Source organism: Microcoleus vaginatus FACHB-2002 (genome assembly GCF_040004035.1).
Lineage (GTDB): Bacteria > Cyanobacteriota > Cyanobacteriia > Cyanobacteriales > Microcoleaceae > Microcoleus > Microcoleus vaginatus_C.
In genome coordinates, this window is record NZ_JAMPLN010000001.1 from 342483 (window position 1) to 361689 (window position 19207).

Genomic DNA, 19207 nt, shown 5'->3' on the forward strand with positions numbered 1-19207 from the left:
GAGTATTTGTAGGGTGCGTCGCTGGCGATAAATCCTAAAAAAAGATCGACAATCTCAATCGCGACGCACCTTGTAACATGGACTGGAGCAAATAAACCAAACTTTTCTGTTCTAACAAACTTATTCCGTCTTCCTTCTTCCCTCTTCCGTCTTCCTTCTTCCGTCTTCCTTCTTCCTTCTTCCTTCTTCCCTCTTCCTTCTTCCCTCTTCCTTCTTCCTTCTTCCTTCTTCCTTCTTCTTATGAATTATGTTCCCGAAAATGCTTTGATCGTGCAAAGCGATCGATCGATCTTACTAGAAGTTCACGCTCCCACAGCACAACAGGCGCGAGAAGCGATCGCTCCCTTTGCCGAATTAATCAAAAGTCCCGAACACATCCACACCTATCGCATCACGCCCCTCAGCGTGTGGAATGCGCGGGCGGCGGGAATGCCAGTTGAAGACGCGATCGCAGCTTTGCGAAAATATGCCAAGTATCCCATTCCTGAGTCCGTAGCGCAGGAAATTGAACTGTTGGGGGCGCGGTATGGATTAACTGTAATTGAAAGAATCGATGCGGCTAGCCCCGATTTACAACTGCGAATTGCCGATTTTCCCCTAGCGGAATTGCTGGTACGGGACGATCGCGTCAAACCAATGTTGGGCAAGCGCATCTCGGATCTTTGCTTTCAAGTCGATGCCGGGAATCGCGGCGTACTCAAGCAAGCTTTACTAGCGGTTGGCTATCCGGCAGAAGATTTGGCTGGATATGTGGAGGGTGCCGAATTAGGGATTTCTTTGCGCGATCGTACTTTAGCGGATTTGCCCTTTAAGTTGCGTGCTTATCAACAAGAAGCAGCAGAGGCATTCTATCAGGACGGGGAGGTAAAAGGTGGAAGCGGGACGATCGTCCTACCGTGCGGGGCTGGTAAAACCATAGTCGGGATGTTAGCGATGAGTTTGGTAAAGCAAAAGACACTCATCCTCACCAGCAGTTTGACTTCAGTGCACCAGTGGCGCAGGGAAATATTAGACAAAACGAGTTTAACTGAGGATGCGATCGCTGAGTACAGCAGTGTCACCAAACAGACGGCTGCTGTCACCCTATCGACTTACCAAATGCTAAGTTATCGATCGAATAAAGATGATGAATTCCCGCATTTCGAGCTGTTTAATGCGGAATCATGGGGACTGATTATTTATGATGAAGTCCATCTATTACCTGCACCGATATTTCGGATCACTGCTGAATTACAAGCACGACGCAGGTTAGGTTTAACTGCGACATTGATTCGCGAAGACGGGAAAGAAGGCGATGTATTCACGTTGATTGGGCCCAAGCGCTATGACGTACCTTGGCGCGAATTGGAAGGACAGGGATTTATTGCGACTGCGAATTGTACGGAAATCCGCGTCGCGCAAAATGAGGCGGAAAAAATGGAATATGCCCTAGCGCCCCGCCGCAGCCAGTTTCGGATTGCTGCGGAAAATCCAGCTAAATTGGATGTGGTGCAAAGTTTGTTGCAAAAGGAGGCGGGACACCGTATTTTAATTATTGGTGAGTATCTCGAACAGTTGGATGCGATCGCCAAAATTACCGAATTGCCTCTGATTACGGGGAAGACAAAACAGTCAGAGCGCGATCGGTTATACGAAGCATTCCGTCACAAAGAGATTCCCGGATTAATTCTATCTCGCGTTGGCAATTTTGCCGTCGATTTACCCGATGCCGATGTGTTGATTCAAGTATCGGGAAAGTATGGTTCTCGCCAAGAAGAAGCGCAGCGCCTCGGACGAATTCTCCGCCCCAAAGCCGACGGACACAATGCCAGCTTTTATACATTAGTATCGCTACAAACTTGCGAGGAAGATTTTGCCCGACACCGCCAACTATTCCTCACCGAACAGGGCTACAACTATCGCATAGAAGTTCAAGGCGAAGGTTAGTTAGCGATCGATAAATTCTTGGTAAAACTGCTCATGCAAACCTAAGAAATTATCCATCCCCTCCTTTGTCAGATACCCGCTATTCTTACCAGTGTGCGGGTTTCTTACGTAGCTAGAAATGGTTTTTGAAACATTAGGATTCTCGCTCCACCTAATGTTGAACGCTGCATAATTTGGGAAAAAGGTCATTTCTGCATAAGCATCAATGTGGTCATGTATCCACCATGCCAATGCTGTCCAATCTTGAGTGCGTTCATAGTAAGGGATGAATGATGTAACAACAATACATACGGTTGCTCCCATATACCCCTGTGAATCTTTTACGTCCCAGATATGTTGTGCATAGTTGGACTCATTACTGGCACAGTTGTACTGATTTTTATTCTCTGCTCCTTTGGCGTTCACCGCACAAGAACGATAGGCTGAGCGGATACTAATCCGACCAAGCGCATCTTGAATGGGTTCAAGCACCCTCTCACACAAATTCTTTCCTGCTGCGATCGCCAAATCAGGATCGCTAGGAATGTTAGGGATACCTTCAATTTGAGAGATTTCTGAATAAAGAAACTCACGCATGAAAAAACTCTTAGAGAGTTGAACCCGTCCTAGCTCTTCCAAAGCTTTAACAGTTTGTGGCTTTCTCATAGAATGAACTACAGCAATTAGAGGTGAATAGCTTAATGTTAAACACTGGCAGATAATTGAGAAGCATTGTTGCAGCCAAAAGCGAAGCCAGCTAACTGATAATTGTACCACATCTGCGGTACTTTACATGATAAAGGCTAAAAATATTGTTATGCAGTATGTCCGTAAAAAACCTGGTTTCTGCGTCCAGGAGTATCAATTAGGAAATTAAATCTAAAAAGCAACAAGTGCAGAATATCTGGCAACCATCGGAATTATACTCTCTAACATCCTGCTACACTATTAATAACCGCATCCTCACCCACATTTATGCTTCCAACAATCATCGCCGCTATCGCTCCCTACATATCGGGAGTGCTCTCACCCATCGCCAGAAATATCGGCCACAAACTAGGAGAAGCCTTCGGCAATCAATCTCAAAAGTACCGAGATATTCTGCTTCCCGCTCCCAATAACTCATCTGATTCGACTGAGATAGAGCGAGCCAAACAGCGTTATTCTCAAGAAATGCTAGAATATGCGAAGGCGAAAGATACCAGAGACCGGGAATTGTTAAAGCTAACAGTAGCACAAACAGCACGCCGCCTTGAGTTGCAGGAACAGGAACAGCAAGATAGAGTGAAGCTAGCAGCCTTGCAGCGGGATTTGATGCGGGAATTGCAAGCAAAGGATATTCAGGTCAAGCTGGCTGAAATTCAAACGATTTGGGATAAAGATACTTGGTTTTCTAAGTTGAATCGAGAGGAAACTAAGCAGATTTTACTTCAGCAGCAACACCGCCTCTTAATCTTACTATCACCGCCCAAAATTAGCAAGCAATGCCCGGAAACATTCTGTGAAGATTTGCCAATTGAGATGAGAAGTGTGGGAGATTTTCTCAGACAGCATTATCCTCAACAGGATGTCTTACGCCCAGTTAAGTTTTATAGCGACTATTTCACTGAGTCGATTGGTGATATTGATGTGGAACGCTTGCAGCGAATTTTATCTCCGGTTCCTACTACAATTTTATATAGCGATATCAGCGATTATGCGGTAACTTTTCGCGTCGGCTTTTGGGGATTCCAGAATAATCAGGAAGTCTCCCTGTTTTCTACCAAAGTTTTTGACTGGGAAGAGGCAAAAGATGCACTTTTAGCATCTGGGGTAAGTGAGAAAAAAGCCCTCCGCATGATTCGGCAGTTAATTGTAGCAATTCACAAGTTACTGGCGGGATTTTTAGCAGATTTGTATTATCTCAATATTGACCCCGGCTATGAGCCTTTGTTATTTAATTTAAAGGATGAATTTGCTGAATATGGATTAGCAGAAGAGTGGGTGAAACCTTATTTTGATATTCTTCAGGATATTCAGCGGCGACAGCGAGAACAGTATGAACAGGAGTTGAAAAATCTAATTGAGCAAATAGAGGCTGAAGGTCAATCTCAAGCATCTGCCAAAGCTGAAGCAAAACGCCAACAACAAATAGAAGAATCTGCCAAATCTGAAGTAAAAAGCCAACAACAAATAGAAGAAAAAATCATTAAAAAAGCTCACTCCTTCAAATGTGTAAAAACTCTTAATCGCGTAGGTAACTCATCTGTTAAGTGCGTAGTTATCAGTCCAGATGGCAAGACTTTTGCTAGTGATAGCAGTGGAGATTGCAGCAAAATTTGGAATTTGCAGACAGGAGAGCTGATTCGTACTTTCTATGGGCATTTATATGAGGTTTCTTGCGTTGCCATTAGCCCTAATGGAAAATTTTTAGCGAGTGGAAGTTCTGACAAACAAATTAAGCTATGGAATCTGGAAAGTGGACAAGAAATTAGCACTCTCAAGGGTCACTCAGGTTTAATTCGGTCTCTTGCTTTTAGTTCAGACGGAGAAACTCTTGTTAGTGGCAGTCAAGACTGTACTATCAAACTGTGGAATCTGAAAAACTCGCAGGAAATTCGCACTCTCATAGGGCATTCATACTCGGTTTGGTCTGTCGCTATCAGCCCGAATGGGAACACTCTGGTTAGTGGCAGTTATGACAATACTATCAAGCTTTGGAATCTGAAAACCGGACAGGAAATTCGCACTCTCACAGGGCATTCAGAGTCGGTTTTTTCCGTTGTCATCAGCTCGGATGGACAAATTCTTGCTAGTGGTAGTAGAGACAACACTATCAAACTGTGGAATCTGAAAACCGGACAGGAAATTCGCACTCTCACAGGGCATTCAGAGTCGGTTTTTTCCGTTGTCATCAGCCCGGAGGGACAAATTCTTGCTAGTGGTAGTGGAGACAACACTATCAAACTGTGGAATCTAAAAAATGGACACACAATTTTCACTCTCACAGGGCATTCAGCCAAGGTTAAGTCGGTCTGTTTTAGCCCGGATGGAAACACTCTGGTTAGTGGCAGTAATGATGGGAGTATCAAGATTTGGCGGTGTGATGGGTGAAGTAAGAGGGAAAGATGAAAATTCTGGCGCGATTTGCAAACATGGAACTACAAAACTTGACTGCGTGAGAAATAAACCGATAAACGCTTAGGGAAGGTAATTGAAATGTCCAAAACAATTAATTTTGAGCAAGCAGTGTTAGAGAATCTGCGACAGTTGCCAAGGGAGAAACAACAAGAAGTGCTCGACTTTGCACAATTCCTCGTGCAAAAAGCGGAACAGAAAAAGCAGTTCCCCAGCGAAAGTTTTGAGTCTAATATTTCGTCAACAACCGAACCTAGTCTCAAGCTATCACAAGCGAGAAATTGCTAGCCTGCCAATAGCAGAACGCCATAAAATACTAGCACCATTTATACCTGCTACAGCCGAAGATTTTTTGACATATCCTGAATTAACCGAGTTTTCGTTACTCGATGGCGAAGACTGGGAGGATGACAGAATTCAAAAAGTCTCAAAACTATATTCATCCTCAAAAACTTCAGACCAAGCAAGTGAGATTAATTGACATTTTTTACCCATTTCATCCTGGGCATCTTTCAGCGCAACTTGAAAACATTTCTCCCAGATAGACTCAATAAAATCACGATTTAAACTCGGCATTTCTTCTTGACTTTCTTCAATCTCTCGCCGCGCCGAACGAATACTAATAGCCCAGCTAGCTGTTCGTTTTTCAGGTTGATTTTTCCATTTAATAATATGAAGCATTAAACGAATTAACTGGCTTTTTAATGCTCGTTTTTCGGTTCTCCCCATTGCTTCAATTAAAGATTCTAAACCTGCCGTTGCTTCCATAGATTTTCCTTCTTTGAGAAGTGTCTGGACTGTGACAGCCGTTTGATAATGAGAACACACTGCTAACCAGTCCCAATCTTGTTTAGTCAGCATTGCCCTATCCTTGAAATTGCTTATATTCCTAAATTTATCATACCGATCGCCCCTCAACTGGGTCCTCCCATCCCCCAACAGCCCAACAATACTTAATAAAAACTTTATAAAACTTACCATTTCCGCATAGATTAGAGTTATCCTAGAAAATCCAGCAATCCTGCAAAGCGTCAACCTTCTCGTCACTTATCCAGTGGTTCGATGACTCAAACCCAAAGCACTAAAACCGCCACCCCAACTGCAATTTATTCCTTGACAATTGCTCCCGCCTGTGTATTGCGTGGTCGATCGGCGATCGCACAAGCCGGAGATGCGATCGCCCGTTTCGGAAAGCGGCCGCTAATCGTCGGCGGCAGCAACTCCCTCGCCGCCGCCCAACCGTACCTGCAACCAATCCTCGAACAGCAGCAGTTAAAATCCGCCGAAACAGCATACGGCAAGGATTGCAGCGAAACCAGCCTCGAAACCCTCCGCGAAGCAGCCCAAACCCATCAAGCCGACTTCATCATCGGTGTCGGCGGCGGCAAAGCCTTAGACGCAGCCAAACTCGTCGCCCATCAGTGCAAAATCCCGATCGTCACAATACCCACATCAGCAGCCACCTGTGCCGCTTGGACAGCCCTTTCTAACATTTATTCAGAACAAGGTGCATTCCAATACGATGTCACATTAGCCAGATGTCCCGACTTATTAATACTCGACTACGGCTTAATTCAAACCGCACCACAGCGGACATTAGTAGCAGGAATTGGAGATGCGATCGCCAAATGGTACGAAGCATCAGTCAGCAGCGGACACTCCGAACAAACCCTGATAATTTCGGCCGTCCAACAAGCTAGAATACTGCGCGATATTTTATTCCAAAAATCAGCCGCCGCCCTCAAAGAACCCGGTAGCGAAACCTGGCAAGAAGTCACAGATGCCGCCGTATTGCTAGCAGGAGTAATCGGCGGAATTGGTGGTGCTCAATGTCGCACCGTCGCCGCCCACGCCGTCCACAACGGCCTAACTCATCTATTAGCAAGTCACGGCACATTGCACGGCGAAAAAGTCGCCTACGGCATTTTAGTACAACTGCGACTAGAAGAAATGCTGCAAAACAATCAACTCGCCGCTAGCGCCAGACAGCAACTGCTAAAATTCTACGCCGAGATTGGATTGCCCCAAACTTTAGAAAACCTCGGACTCGGAGACATTACCATCACAGAATTGCAGCGCGCCGCCGACATAGCCTGCAATCCTAATTCCGACATCCACCGACTGCCTTTTAAAGTTGTTCCCCAACAATTAATGGCAGCGATGGTTTCTACCACCGCACCTGTGGGAGAATTAAAGATTAAGAATTAAAACAGTTTGTAGTAAGGACTTTAGTCCTGAAAAGGCTGTGCTAGCAAGGACGAAAGTCCTTACTACAAACCAGGAAAACTGACAACTGACAAAAAATAAATGACCTTGGATTGGATTACCCCTGCTGACAGGTTGCAAAAACTACCGCCCTACGTATTTGCCCGTCTCGACGAACTCAAAGCCCGCGCCCGCGAACAAGGACTCGATTTAATAGACTTAGGAATGGGAAACCCCGACGGTGCCACTCCTCAACCAGTAGTAGAAGCGGCTGTCGCAGCCATCCAAAATACTGCCAATCACGGCTATCCACCCTTTGAAGGAACTGCCAGTTTCCGCCGTACTATTACTAAATGGTACAGCCGCCGGTACAACGTTGAACTCGATCCAGAAAGCGAAGCATTGCCTTTGTTGGGTTCTAAAGAAGGTTTAGCGCATTTTGCGATCGCCTATATCAATCCAGGGGACTTAATATTAGTACCAAGTCCTGCTTATCCCGTATTATTTCGCGGCCCAATAATCGCCGGTGCAAAAGTTCACAACATCATCCTCAAACCAGAAAACGACTGGGTAATTGACTTAGCCGACATTCCCGACAGCGTAGCCGAACAAGCCAAAATCCTCTATTTCAATTATCCCAGCAATCCGACTGGAGCAACTGCACCCCGCGAATTTTACAAAGATATTGTTGCTTTTGCACACAAACATCAAATCTTGCTGGTTCACGACTTGTGTTATGCGGAATTAGCCTTTGACGGGTATCAACCGACAAGTTTATTAGAAATTCCCGGCGGTAAAGAAATCGGCGTGGAATTTCACACGATGTCCAAAACCTACAATATGGCCGGCTGGCGCGTCGGTTTTGTAGTAGGAAATAGCAAAATTATTCAAGGTTTGCGGACATTAAAAACTAACCTAGATTACGGTATATTTTCCGCTTTGCAAACAGCAGCAGAAACAGCACTGCAATTGCCCGACAGTTACTTGCACGAAGTGCAGAATCGTTACAGGACTCGCCGGGATTTCATGGTTGAAGGATTGGCAGAATTAGGGTGGAATATTCCTAAACCTCTGGCTGCAATGTATCTTTGGGCTCCCTGCACTCCGGGCATGAGTTCGACTGATTTTGCCCTGAATGTTTTGCAGCAAACTGGTGTTGTAGTGACTCCTGGCAATGCTTTTGGGCCGGGCGGCGAAGGATATGTGAGAATTAGTTTAATTGCAGATTGCGATCGGCTGGGAGAAGCATTGCGGCGTTTGAAACAAGCAAACATTCGATATCAATAGTCATTGGTTATTGGTTATTGGCGATCGGCCGCTCACTCTGCATCAACTCATTATTATGTTGAGGATGACACCCATTATCCCCTAAACATAATAATGAGATTAACATAAGATTAACAAGCTCAGGCGCATACAAATTGTACAGTCAAGTTTGATGAAATTATTGTGGGGTGTCCCGCCCGCCCGAAAAATACAACGCAAGATGCGGGACAGCTTAGTGCGTATGGTGCCCCGGAGCAGAATAAACCTGTTAAAATCGAAATAATCAATCTCCGAGGCACTCTACAAGTTGATTTAAGAGTGACTCTTTATTTTGTGCCAAGGTTTTAAACATCCGTGGATGTACGATGTCCGACGCCGTGCCTCCTTAGTTATACTTAACAAAGATCATTAAGGAAGCATTTTTGCCATGCCTGGAATTGAATCTAAGTTAAACAACACGCGCAACCTTTTACAAGAATTAGGCAACTCAGTCTCTAGCTTAGTCAAATCGTCCCCGGATGTTTTTGCTGATTCGGGGATTCAATCTTGCCTACAGGATTTTTTAACTGTTTATCAAGAAGCCGTCCAACGCCTAGAAAATCCTAGTTTTCGGATTGCTACTCTGGGCACAACTTCCTCTGGAAAGTCAACGATTGTTAACGCGCTGATTGGTCGAAAAATCGCACCGATTGAAGCCGGAGAAATGAGTGGGGGTGTATTAACCATCAAACATTCTCAAGAACCGAGATTAATGATTGCAGAAACGGAAGATGCTGCTTGGGATGTTGGTGAATGGACGGGATTAAGCGATGAGGATGTATACCAGCGGATTCGCGAGGTGATGCACTCCTATCACGCGGCGCGGAAAAAGCGTGAGTATGTTGCGCCACAAATAACCGCTCATCTTCCTCTTTTACCTGCTTGTGATGCTTCTTTGCTAGATTTACCCAAGGGAATCGGAGTAGAATTGATTGATTTACCGGGATTGAAATCTGTTCAAGACCGGGCTAACTTAGCCACTATCCAAAAGCAAGTTAATAAAGCTTTTAGTTTAGTGGCTTTGGACTATATGCAGGTAGATGATGAGCACAGAAAACGCTTATTAGAAGAATTAAAGAAAGTTGTCGAATATCTACAAGGTCGCACAGATTCGATGATTTTTATCTTAAATCGGGTCGATAACCTAGGAGCAGATGATTTACCCCTCTCAGTGCGGATTGATAAGTTAAGAGAAGAAATTAAAGAGGTCTTATCGCTTCCAGAACTTCCTGATGTTCTGCCTTTTAATGCTCGTCTTTTATATTATGCTCAGTGTGCTTGGGGTTCAGGAGCTTTTAACGAACCATCACGGATAAATCAGGAACTACGCTTAAAACTTCTGAAAGCTATGTTTCAAGATTGTGCAGGAGTTATTAAATTAAATACTAAGGAGAACCGCGATTTAAAGAATTGGTTTCGTGATTTTGAAGATCGAGTAGAAGACAATGAGGCTATTGATGATGAAACCATGCGACAAATTCTCCACTATTCTTTAGAATGGAGTGGAGGTAGAGAACTTTGGGATCTTTTCCGTGTGCGGGTTCAAGAATCATTTGCTGAACTGGTAATACTTCCTGCATTGTTGGAAGTATTCAATAACTATGAGTCTTTGTCAGATAATCTAGATATTCTGATTAAAACACGAAAGATTAATAATCAAGAACAGGTTGAACAAGAAAGAGAAAAGATTGCTCAAATTCGTCAAGACTTACAAAAAAACATCAAAAAACTTGGAAAAGAATTTAATACCGAGATTGAGCAATTAATAGAAGGATTGAAAAACAACGAGCCTAAAAGTCGGTTGAAGATTAAAGAGGATGCTGTCAAAAAAGCACGTAAGGGGTTTTCTATAATTTTGGAGGCTGTCGCTGAGGTGGAAGGAGACTTAACCAAAGTTCTAATTGTTCCAGTTCGCGATTCTCTTAAGAAGAACCAAGGAGCTTTTGAACTGAGAGATAAACTACGCGAAGTCACATTACCTTCATTAGCGGATAATATTTCAAAAGCTTACGATAATGTTAGTCGAAGACTCAGCAAATTTTCTCCACAGTCAGAATATTTAGTTAAGAGTGTAAGAGCTGATGATGATAAAGGGAAAAAAGAACTTGAAGATGATGAGCGTTATGTTCGTCTCCTGTATCACTATATGAGAGAAGCTATCACCAAAAGAGCAGAGTTTGTTTTACAAGGAAAAGCTCAACAGTTTGCACAAGCTTTAGAATCATTAGTTGATGTACATGTTAATAGCTTAAAAGTTTGTTTGTCCGCCTCAAATTTTTCTGCGATTAATATTGAAAAAGCAGCCATCAGTAATTTACGCAAAAAGTTAGCTCAAAACTTGCCAACTTTACCGGAGAATTTTTTTGAACTTCCAGACGCTATTAAGCAAAATCGCTCCCAACAAAGAGAAGTAGTTGGTACGAAAACAGAATATGAAACTCGCACAAAAACTGAATATCAAAGTTATACAGAATCTTATCAAGATGGTTCTTGTTTTTCTAGCACAAAAACGAGAACAAAAACACGACCCGTAACCCGTAATTACCAAGAAGCTGTAACTCGGAATATTTACGAAGATATCGAGTATGTTGAACTTTTTCTTCCTTCTCCAGACTTAATGGCAAAACAATGGTCAAGTGGAATTGCGAAAAACAAAGCAAGTTTATGGGATATTTTATGTGACTGGATTATCAAACGATTAAATTATGTTACCAGTATCTTTGAAGAATCCGTTGATGAGATTACCAATCTAGCTGAACGTGCTTTGCAACAACAATTAAGTTTTATTGAGGATAACTTTGAACAGGAAAAACAGTTTTGGCGCGATTTTGAAGTGCAAAAAGATAATGCAACAGCAATTTGTCAAATGTTAGCAGAAGATTGTCGTCAGTAAAGTAGGTTTTAAACATAGTAAAATTCAGGAGTAAAAAAATGGAGTCTAGGGAATTGTTAGAAGTAGCAGGAGTAGCAGTAGTAGTAGCAACAGCAGTAGCAGTAGGAACAGCAGTAGCAGGATCAGTAGGAGGGTTATTAGCAGGAGCAGGAGCAGCAGGAGCAGGAGCACATTATCTCAAAAAGCAACAAGACGAACAATCACTACTGCCGAATCGTAGGAAAGAATCTAGAGAATATAACCCCGATCATCATTCATCTTCTACAGTTCAAGAGGGCACATTTCAAAGACAACAACAGACACAGACAAATCCGAGAGAAGAACTTAGACAGCCTTATCCTAATCCTCCATCTCCTACAGTTCAAGCTCCTCCAACTCAAAGAATTACTAAACAGTATTTAGTTTTAGTAGTTTTTGCGTCACAAGCAGATTTACTTGAATCACTCCAAACAAAAAGACGAATTGATATTACTGATGGAGAAGCACTTTACGAAATCACGAAATATTTATGGCTAGGTTCTGAAACTGATTTCAATCAAAGAATAGCTAGTATCGATCAGTATTCAGTATCAAAAGGAGAAGAATCAGAATATGATATTTACTTAGTCTATATTGAACTAAATCAAGCTGACGAAAGATTTAAGTCAAATGTAGATCAAGTCGATAGATATGACGCTTTTCGTAACTTAGCTGATGCTGATTTAGAAGTTAAGTTTGAAAGATCGCCTAGATTGCAAATGGAAGCCTACGGAAACTTTGACGTTTATAATCGCTAAACATAGTAATTCAAATGTTAATTGATACCACTCTTTTAGTTAACAATCCCGAAATCATCCAAGGTTTGTTAAATGGCTCAATGCAACGCTACGGAAGCGTTATTAGATGGGCTGCGGGAACTGTAAATGGTGGTCAAATTGTCCGCCATTTAGCCGAAACTCCCGGACTGACTAGCAAACTGATGACTGTTCCATTTTCTCCCATTGTGGCAGGAATTGATGTTATTGGTCATGGGCTTAACTATCATAAATTAATGGGTGTCGAGAGTAAATTAATCGGTATTGAAAAAACCTTATCCTCAGTGATGGGGCTAAGTCAAATTGCTGCGGGCGCAAGTGTTTTAAACCTTGGTGTCAGTATTGCTGGCTTTGCCTATATGGGCTATAAACTGCACCAAGTACAAAAAAGTTTAGGTCACATTCAACAGTCAATGGAAGAAGGCTTTAACCGTGTTGAAGCTGGCTTAAATCGGATTGATAATCGCATCGAAGAAGGATTTAATCGAGTTGAATATAGGTTAAACCGGGTTGATAATGGCTTAGATATTATCTCTGGACAATTGCCATATCTGTATTTATTGGTAGAAGACAGCCACCAAAAGCAAAAAAGCCTTGCTAAAGCTATTTCCCATCTTCATCAAGCCATGCTAATTCAAGAAATAGCTGCTTTAAAAGCTGAACTTGACGAGCGCTCTCGTTTTCCTGATGAATCACCGAGATCGGCCATTAAAACAGCTTCTAGGGTGGGATTATTTCTCAGTAATCAAGCGATGCAAGCTACCCCAGAATTAGATGCTGAAATTATGCTTAATGCTGATGTTTCTATTCAAGGTTGGGCTGTAGCCACAGCAACAGAAGCCAATCTTCTCTTAGAAATAGGAAAACATCAAGAAGCTAAAGAATTACTGGCGTTACAAATCCCCCTATTTAAACAAGTCGCGGAAAGATGGGCTAAGGCACTAATCAATGATGAAAACACTTATCTATCTACTGCTTATCGCTTTACTAATTCTCGGTTCAAAAACCATATTGCCTCAGAACGAGTAGAACGAATTACGGAAATATCACCAAGCGATCGCACTTTATCTCCTGACCAAATCCGAGGCAAAAAAAATTATGTTGATGTAGAGTTTGAAATGTCCTATAGTTCGGCTAAATTTGATCAAACATGGACACATCGCCAAATTGCTGTAGCTGAGTATTTGGATGGGTTGAGTGAACTTTCAGCCAGATTAGAGGGTTTAGAATCGTTTGCAAATCTGTGCGAAAGTAGAGGTGTTAAAAGCAGCCGTGAAATTCTGCCTGGGCCAGACACTGAACCGGGCATATACATACTACCCAGCACATAGGGTAGGGTGTGTCATATCAAATCCGGTAGCCTCGGAATTAATATTACCCACAATCAGGACACGGCAGGGCTCATAAGTGTCAACTTAAGCTTTTTGTGCGCCAGTCATCCCGCCCACCCAGCACTCCGCCAGGGAATGAATTCCCTGTCTAATAGCGAAAGTCCTCTCAAAGAGGACTGAAAAACTCATTAGTCCTCTTTGAGAGGACTTTCGCTTTGAGGCAGGGGTTTCAACCCTTGCCGGACTATCGGTTTTACGTTAAGTTGACACTAATGGGCAGTGCCGTTTCCCTACAATTAATGGGGGTAGGGAAACGGCACTGCCGTGTCCTCCGTTTCTATCATCTCTGAGTGTAACTATAACGTTTGAATTTGCTCAATCACCCAATCAAAAGTTTCTATAACTTGCTTGAGATCCGATTCATCTTGCAAAGTAAACAAAGGCAGACTCGGCGACCTTCTCTCGCCCGGTTCTGTAGGTAGCGACAGACCGATCGAACTCAGTTTACTTCTCAATTCCAGCCAATTCTGTTCCGCATTAAACGGCGGCTGGGAACCGTAATTATCAGCAGAAATCTCCATTCGGCCAGCAATATTTACAGTGAATAAGTGATAGGGTTTTCTTCCCTTTTGAGGCAATTGAGCGGCGAAACCGCCGTAGGCATCCCCCGTTCCCCAGTGTATTTGAACTTCGGGTTCTTGACTTTTTGCCCAAAGGTAAATAGCTTTTGCCATTTGCGCCTCGTCCGCGCCTTGTCTAGCTTTGATTTCCGCAAAAAATGAAGATTCATCCCAGCGCCTTCTTTCGCGCGTTGCGCTGGATTTTTTCTGCTGTGCTTCCGCTGTCTGACCGATCACTCTGGGAACCAGCGTTTTCAAACCGTCTTCACTTACATACTGCTTAATTTCCAGGGCCAAAACTTCAACCGGGTCCATTTGTTCGTTGAGAAATTCCACAACTCGGCGCATTTCAGCAGAAATCTCGTCAGCTACAAACACTAAGCGAACTTTACCCGCTTGCAAATTAGTTTTAACCTTCTGCCAAAATAGGTCTTCATTAGCATTTGCACCGAGAAACTCTTCAAAAATCTGTTCAGGATCGCGACCCCGATCGCGACAATTAGCTTCAAACAGAGAAATAATTGAATCGATCGGCCAGTAAAACAACGCATTAGCAGCATAGTCGATCGACTGACCCAAAACTTTTTGCCGCAGTTCCGCATTAGGAGTTCGCCTGACATCCACCAAAGTAGGAACTGCATTTTGGTCGAGAAACAAATGATCCAGCGACCACTGCACCGCTGTTTCCTCATCGCTGGGTGCAGATTCCCGCGAAATTAACAGCCACCTCCGCGCCGTAGCCCGATCGATTTGGTCTCCCGCGATCAAATTAGGATAAGTTACTAGCAAGTCTTGTAACTGGTCTTCCGAGTCGTAGGGCTGTTCCATCATTTCTACCAGCCTGTCGTCGTCCTGAATCAGATAAATACCTCCAGCCATGCAAGCCCACCTACTTAATTTTAGATTTTAGATTTTAGATTTTAGATTTTAGATTTCAGGCTTAGTTATTAGTCTTCAGTCTTCAGTCCGCCGCCCATGATTTGTGAAGGCGGAAGGCATTGGTCAGAATTCAATAAAAATTTTGAAGTCAATAATTTTTATTGTTTGTTAATTCAATAAAAAATCCCTTCTGACCAATGACTGATGACTAATAACTGATGACTAATCACTAATCACTAATACAACCAGTAAATACTCGCTGTGCCGGCCCGGTCATGTAAATCCGCCCAGAAACTTCTGCCCATTCGATTTCCAAAACGCCGCCGGGGAGCTCAACAGCAGTTGCCCGATCGCACTTCCCTACCAATACCCCAGCTACCACAGCAGCACAAGCACCAGTCCCACAAGCTAGAGTAACACCCGCGCCTCTTTCCCACACCCGCATTTTTACATAGTCGGAACGTATCACTTGAATAAACTCCGTATTGGTACGCTGCGGGAATGCTTTGTTGTGCTCGAATTGAGGCCCGACAGTTTCTAAAGCAATCGCCGCAACATCCTCTACAAAAGTAATGCAGTGAGGATTGCCCATGCTGACGCAGGTAACAGACCAAGATTTATCAGCAACTTCGATCGGCACATCTATAGCTTTGGCATCCGATGCAGCCAAAGTTGTCGGAATTTCCGCAGCCAGTAGCCGGGGAACCCCCATATCCACCTTAACCTGACCGTCCGATCGCAATTCCGGGCTAATCACACCAGCCAGAGTGTGGATGTGGTACTGAGTTTTCGCCTCTGACCCTTCCAAATCGGCGATAAACTTAGCCAAACAGCGAATCCCGTTGCCGCACATTTCCGGTTCCGAACCGTCGGAGTTAAAAATCCGCATCGTATAGTCAGTATCGTTTTGACCCGGAAGAGCAAATATCACACCGTCTGCGCCAATCCCGAAATGTCGATCGCACATATCCACAGCTTGTTCTGGCGTGATCACCGGTTCTGACGAGTGGCGGTTGTCAATCAGAATAAAATCATTTCCCAGTCCGTGATACTTCGCAAACTCGATCGGCATAAAAACAAACCTCTTTTGGTTAAAACTGATTAGATAATTTGATGACCAAATTACCCATTTCCCAGTATTATAAAACTTTATGCAATTTATAGTCCTTTCTAGTGAAATATAAACAAATATAATATTTATAACTCCACAGGGATATCTAATTAATGCTGATGTCAATGGCTCAATGAATATCCCTCGAAAAGTAGTCGCCAAGGGGTTTATCTCTCATCCGGTAGAGGCGCTTGTAATCGCGCCAGTATCGGTTAAACGGTATAAACAGAAGAATATGGTTTAAGGTAATATTTGACTATATTTTTCTGAACTATGTCTGAATTTGAAACCGGATTGCCCAGCGTTCGCTTAATACAAAGCTACATCAAAGACAAACAACAGGTGGAAATCAAACTCCTGACCGGCGACTTACTAGCGGGTAGAATTTTTTGGCAGGATCATAGCTGCATTTGCCTCGTCGATCCGTCAGAAACACAAATTCTGATCTCGCGGCCAGCAATTGCTTATCTCAAACCCAACGGCTGAGGAGACGGGGAGAGTGGGAGAGGGGGGGGAGAGGGAGAGAGAGAGAGGGGGAGATTGGGAGAGGGAGACAGTGGAACAAATCTTCCTTCTTCCTTCTTCCCTCTTCCCTCTTCCTTCTTCCTTCTTCCTTCTTCCTTCTTCCTTCTTTCTTCTTCCTTCTTCCTTCTTCCTTCTTCCTTCTTTCTTCTTCCTTCTTCCTTCTTCCCTCTTCCTTCTTCCTTCTTCCTTCCCTATTCCCTAATCGCTAAACAGCTTTTCACTGACTTGGGCCTTGACCAAAGGCAGCTTTAAAGCAGGTTGTGGCACCCGCGGTGAGGCCGTCCGCTGCATCAAGCCGAGCTCGTAGAAGCCGCCGCACAGCAGCAAACGATCGCCTTCTTGCAAATGGCTAGTTCCGTCGGGCCAGCGAGTAAATTTCCCTTCCCGGCGGATCGCCCGCACCTGCACCCCGTACTGGGTCAGCAAATCTATCTCTGACAGTTTTTTGCCCGCCCAAGGGCTGTTTGCTGGCAGTCTCAGCCACTGGCAAGAACTGTCGCCCTGCGGCACTGCAACTTCCCCCTTCGCCAGCAACTCAAAACTGATGAGTTCTTCCGGTTCTCCGACTACAAAAAGTCGATCGCCCGACTGCAAAGCTGTCTTCCCGTTAGGATAATCAATTTCCTCGCCATTCTCGCGGACGATCGCCATCACACTGACGCCTGTCAACTGGCGCAGGTTAGTTTCTTCCAGAGTCATGCTGGCAATGGGAGAACCTGACGGCAAGCTGTACCACTCGCTGTTCATATCTCGAACCGCCACTTTCAAATCCCGCGAAACCGCCAAAGGTTCGCGCGGTGGCCGCAATTCCAGATAGCGGCTGCTGCGAATTTGCTGCACATCCCGCGCGATCGCCATTGAGGAGAGCCCCATGCCAGCCAGCAAGTGGGAAGACAGTTCTAAACTGGCCTCAAACTCCGGCTGCACAACTTCCCAGGCCCCGAGTTGGTAAAGCAGTTCGATGTCTTTATCTTGGTTGGCCTGCACCACAATATCCAAATCCGGGACTAATTCTAAAGCCCGCTTCAGACACAAGCGAGTGCTCATGGGATCGGGAAGGGCGATCGCCATTGCTTTAGCCCGTTCCACCCGCGCGGCTTCCAATACGTGCAAGCTGGCAGCATTCCCGTAAATGTAAGGAATTCCTTGCACTCTGCAGTCTTGAATACTACTTTCTGACTCGTCGATCACCACAACTGAACAGTTGCGGCTTTGCAGCATTTTGACTAAAATTCTGCCGACTCGCCCGTAGCCGCAAACCACCACATAATTTTGTTCCGGCAAAGTTTCAGCTATTGCCACAGGTTGAGATGTTTCGTCAAAATAGCGCTGTAAAGGCCCGAAATTTTCCGCCCATTTCAATAACTGGGGCACGCTTCTCAACACAAACGGAGTCAGCACGAGGGTGACTGCTGTCGTGCCTAAAATTAACAGGTAAACATTCCGCGAAACCAGCCCCATGACTTGGCCGGAACTAGCGAGTACAAAGGAGAATTCTCCTATTTGAGCTAAGCCCAAACCTGCGATTAATGCTGTTTTTAACGGATAGCCAAATAGTCGGACGATCGGCGTTATAATCAAGAATTTGCCGACAAATACTATAAATACCAGTCCCAGAATTACTTCTAGATGGTTCCACAGAAACATCGGGTCAATTAACATTCCGATGGTGACAAAAAATAAGGATGCAAAAATATCTCGCAAAGGCTCGACATAAGTTAGAGTTTGGTCGGCATATTCCACCTCCGAAATCATTAAACCAGCCACAAATGCGCCCATCTCGATCGAAAAACCCAAATATTCTGTCAGCAGCGCAATCCCTAAAGCCAAAACCACAACTCCCAGCAAAAACAGTTCCCGGCTTTCTGTTTGCGCGAGGTATCGCAGCAACTGCGGTACCATCCAAATGCCGGCGACTACAGCACCGACAGCAAATAACCCGATCCGCAGCAGGGCCCACGCTACCGTCATGCCGATCTCTTCTGCTGGCTGATTGAGTGCCGGCAAAACTGCTAGCATTAACCCCAAAGCCAAATCTTGAACTACTAATATTCCCAGCATGACTTGACCGTGGGAAGTACCGGATTCATTGCGTTCCATCAAGCATTTCAGTACGACTGCAGTCGAAGAAAGCGACAGAATCGCTCCTAAAAACACGCCTTGGGCGGGCGATTCTACCCACCCTACAGCCAAGGAAATTGCAGTAGTAATGGCGATCGTCAGCACAATTTGCAAGCCCCCTCCGCCCAAACTAATTGCTTTAACTTTCTGGAGTTCGGCGAAAGAAAATTCCACTCCCAAGGCAAACAACAGAAAGGCAACCCCGAATTCAGCCAGGGTGTCTACCTGAATTAATTCTTTAATCAGCCCCAAACCGGCCGGCCCAACTACGATCCCTCCCAGCAGGTAGCCGAGAATTACCGGCTGTCGCAACAGCGATGCAAAGAGTCCTCCTGCTGCGGCAGCAGCGAGAACTAGAACTAAGTCAACGATCAGTCGGAAGTCTTCTTGCACAACTTTAT

The 19207-nt window shown here is 44.4% G+C and carries 15 protein-coding genes; 9 read left to right on the forward strand and 6 right to left on the reverse strand.

Annotation, left to right across the window (positions count from 1 at the left end; genetic code table 11):
- Positions 1-120 precede the first annotated feature (120 nt).
- Positions 121-276 carry a hypothetical protein gene (locus NDI35_RS01370; RefSeq protein WP_445311164.1) on the reverse strand — a complete coding sequence of 52 codons (156 nt, stop codon included), beginning with the start codon at positions 274-276 and terminating at the stop codon, positions 121-123.
- Between NDI35_RS01370 and NDI35_RS01375 the strand changes: the two genes are divergently transcribed.
- Entirely contained in the window at positions 271-1926 is a 1656-nt protein-coding gene (locus tag NDI35_RS01375) for a DNA repair helicase XPB (RefSeq protein ID WP_445311226.1), read from the forward strand. The genes NDI35_RS01370 and NDI35_RS01375 overlap by 6 nt on opposite strands.
- Here NDI35_RS01375 and NDI35_RS01380 read toward each other — a convergent pair whose 3' ends face one another.
- The gene (locus NDI35_RS01380; protein ID WP_445311165.1) at positions 1927-2571 is read right to left on the reverse strand and encodes a peptidase M15; all 645 of its coding nucleotides are present in this window, start codon (positions 2569-2571) and stop codon (positions 1927-1929) included.
- Between the two features lie 309 nt (positions 2572-2880).
- Here NDI35_RS01380 and NDI35_RS01385 point away from each other — a divergent pair, with 309 nt between their 5' ends.
- Both NDI35_RS01385 and NDI35_RS01390 read left to right on the forward strand, forming a co-directional pair.
- Positions 2881-4998: a WD40 domain-containing protein gene (locus NDI35_RS01385; protein ID WP_445311166.1), complete on the forward strand. Its 2118-nt coding sequence runs from the start codon at positions 2881-2883 to the stop codon at positions 4996-4998.
- A 105-nt stretch (positions 4999-5103) separates the two neighbouring features.
- Complete coding sequence (locus tag NDI35_RS01390) at positions 5104-5310, forward strand: DUF2281 domain-containing protein (protein WP_445311167.1); 207 nt, start codon at positions 5104-5106, stop codon at positions 5308-5310.
- Positions 5311-5439: 129 nt separating this feature from the next.
- Here NDI35_RS01390 and NDI35_RS01395 read toward each other — a convergent pair whose 3' ends face one another.
- Positions 5440-5883 carry a DUF29 domain-containing protein gene (locus NDI35_RS01395; RefSeq protein ID WP_445311168.1) on the reverse strand — a complete coding sequence of 148 codons (444 nt, stop codon included), beginning with the start codon at positions 5881-5883 and terminating at the stop codon, positions 5440-5442.
- 201 nt (positions 5884-6084) lie between these two features.
- On the opposite strand from NDI35_RS01395, the gene NDI35_RS01400 reads away from it, so the two are divergent.
- From NDI35_RS01400 to NDI35_RS01420, 5 genes are all read left to right on the forward strand, one after another.
- Positions 6085-7230, forward strand: a complete 1146-nt coding sequence (locus NDI35_RS01400; RefSeq protein WP_445311169.1) for an iron-containing alcohol dehydrogenase family protein — start codon at positions 6085-6087, stop codon at positions 7228-7230.
- A 99-nt stretch (positions 7231-7329) separates the two neighbouring features.
- Positions 7330-8514, forward strand: coding sequence for an aspartate aminotransferase (locus NDI35_RS01405; RefSeq protein ID WP_445311170.1), 1185 nt, complete (start codon positions 7330-7332; stop codon positions 8512-8514).
- A 406-nt stretch (positions 8515-8920) separates the two neighbouring features.
- The gene (locus tag NDI35_RS01410; protein ID WP_445311171.1) at positions 8921-11425 is read left to right on the forward strand and encodes a dynamin family protein; all 2505 of its coding nucleotides are present in this window, start codon (positions 8921-8923) and stop codon (positions 11423-11425) included.
- A 38-nt stretch (positions 11426-11463) separates the two neighbouring features.
- Positions 11464-12201: a hypothetical protein gene (locus NDI35_RS01415; RefSeq protein ID WP_445311172.1), complete on the forward strand. Its 738-nt coding sequence runs from the start codon at positions 11464-11466 to the stop codon at positions 12199-12201.
- Between the two features lie 182 nt (positions 12202-12383).
- The gene (locus tag NDI35_RS01420; protein ID WP_445311173.1) at positions 12384-13550 is read left to right on the forward strand and encodes a hypothetical protein; all 1167 of its coding nucleotides are present in this window, start codon (positions 12384-12386) and stop codon (positions 13548-13550) included.
- 356 nt (positions 13551-13906) lie between these two features.
- On the opposite strand, the gene NDI35_RS01425 is transcribed toward NDI35_RS01420, so the two are convergent.
- The gene (locus tag NDI35_RS01425; protein ID WP_445311174.1) at positions 13907-15049 is read right to left on the reverse strand and encodes a hypothetical protein; all 1143 of its coding nucleotides are present in this window, start codon (positions 15047-15049) and stop codon (positions 13907-13909) included.
- 229 nt (positions 15050-15278) lie between these two features.
- A complete protein-coding gene (dapF, locus tag NDI35_RS01430; protein ID WP_445311175.1) occupies positions 15279-16121 on the reverse strand; it encodes a diaminopimelate epimerase in 843 nt (280 codons plus the stop codon).
- A 312-nt stretch (positions 16122-16433) separates the two neighbouring features.
- On the opposite strand from dapF, the gene NDI35_RS01435 reads away from it, so the two are divergent.
- The gene (locus NDI35_RS01435; RefSeq protein ID WP_333368172.1) at positions 16434-16646 is read left to right on the forward strand and encodes an Hfq-related RNA-binding protein; all 213 of its coding nucleotides are present in this window, start codon (positions 16434-16436) and stop codon (positions 16644-16646) included.
- Positions 16647-16883: 237 nt separating this feature from the next.
- On the opposite strand, the gene NDI35_RS01440 is transcribed toward NDI35_RS01435, so the two are convergent.
- Positions 16884-19199 (reverse strand): monovalent cation:proton antiporter family protein, encoded by a 2316-nt coding sequence (locus NDI35_RS01440; protein WP_445311176.1) that lies wholly within the window; start codon positions 19197-19199, stop codon positions 16884-16886.
- Between the last annotated feature and the right edge of the window lie 8 nt (positions 19200-19207).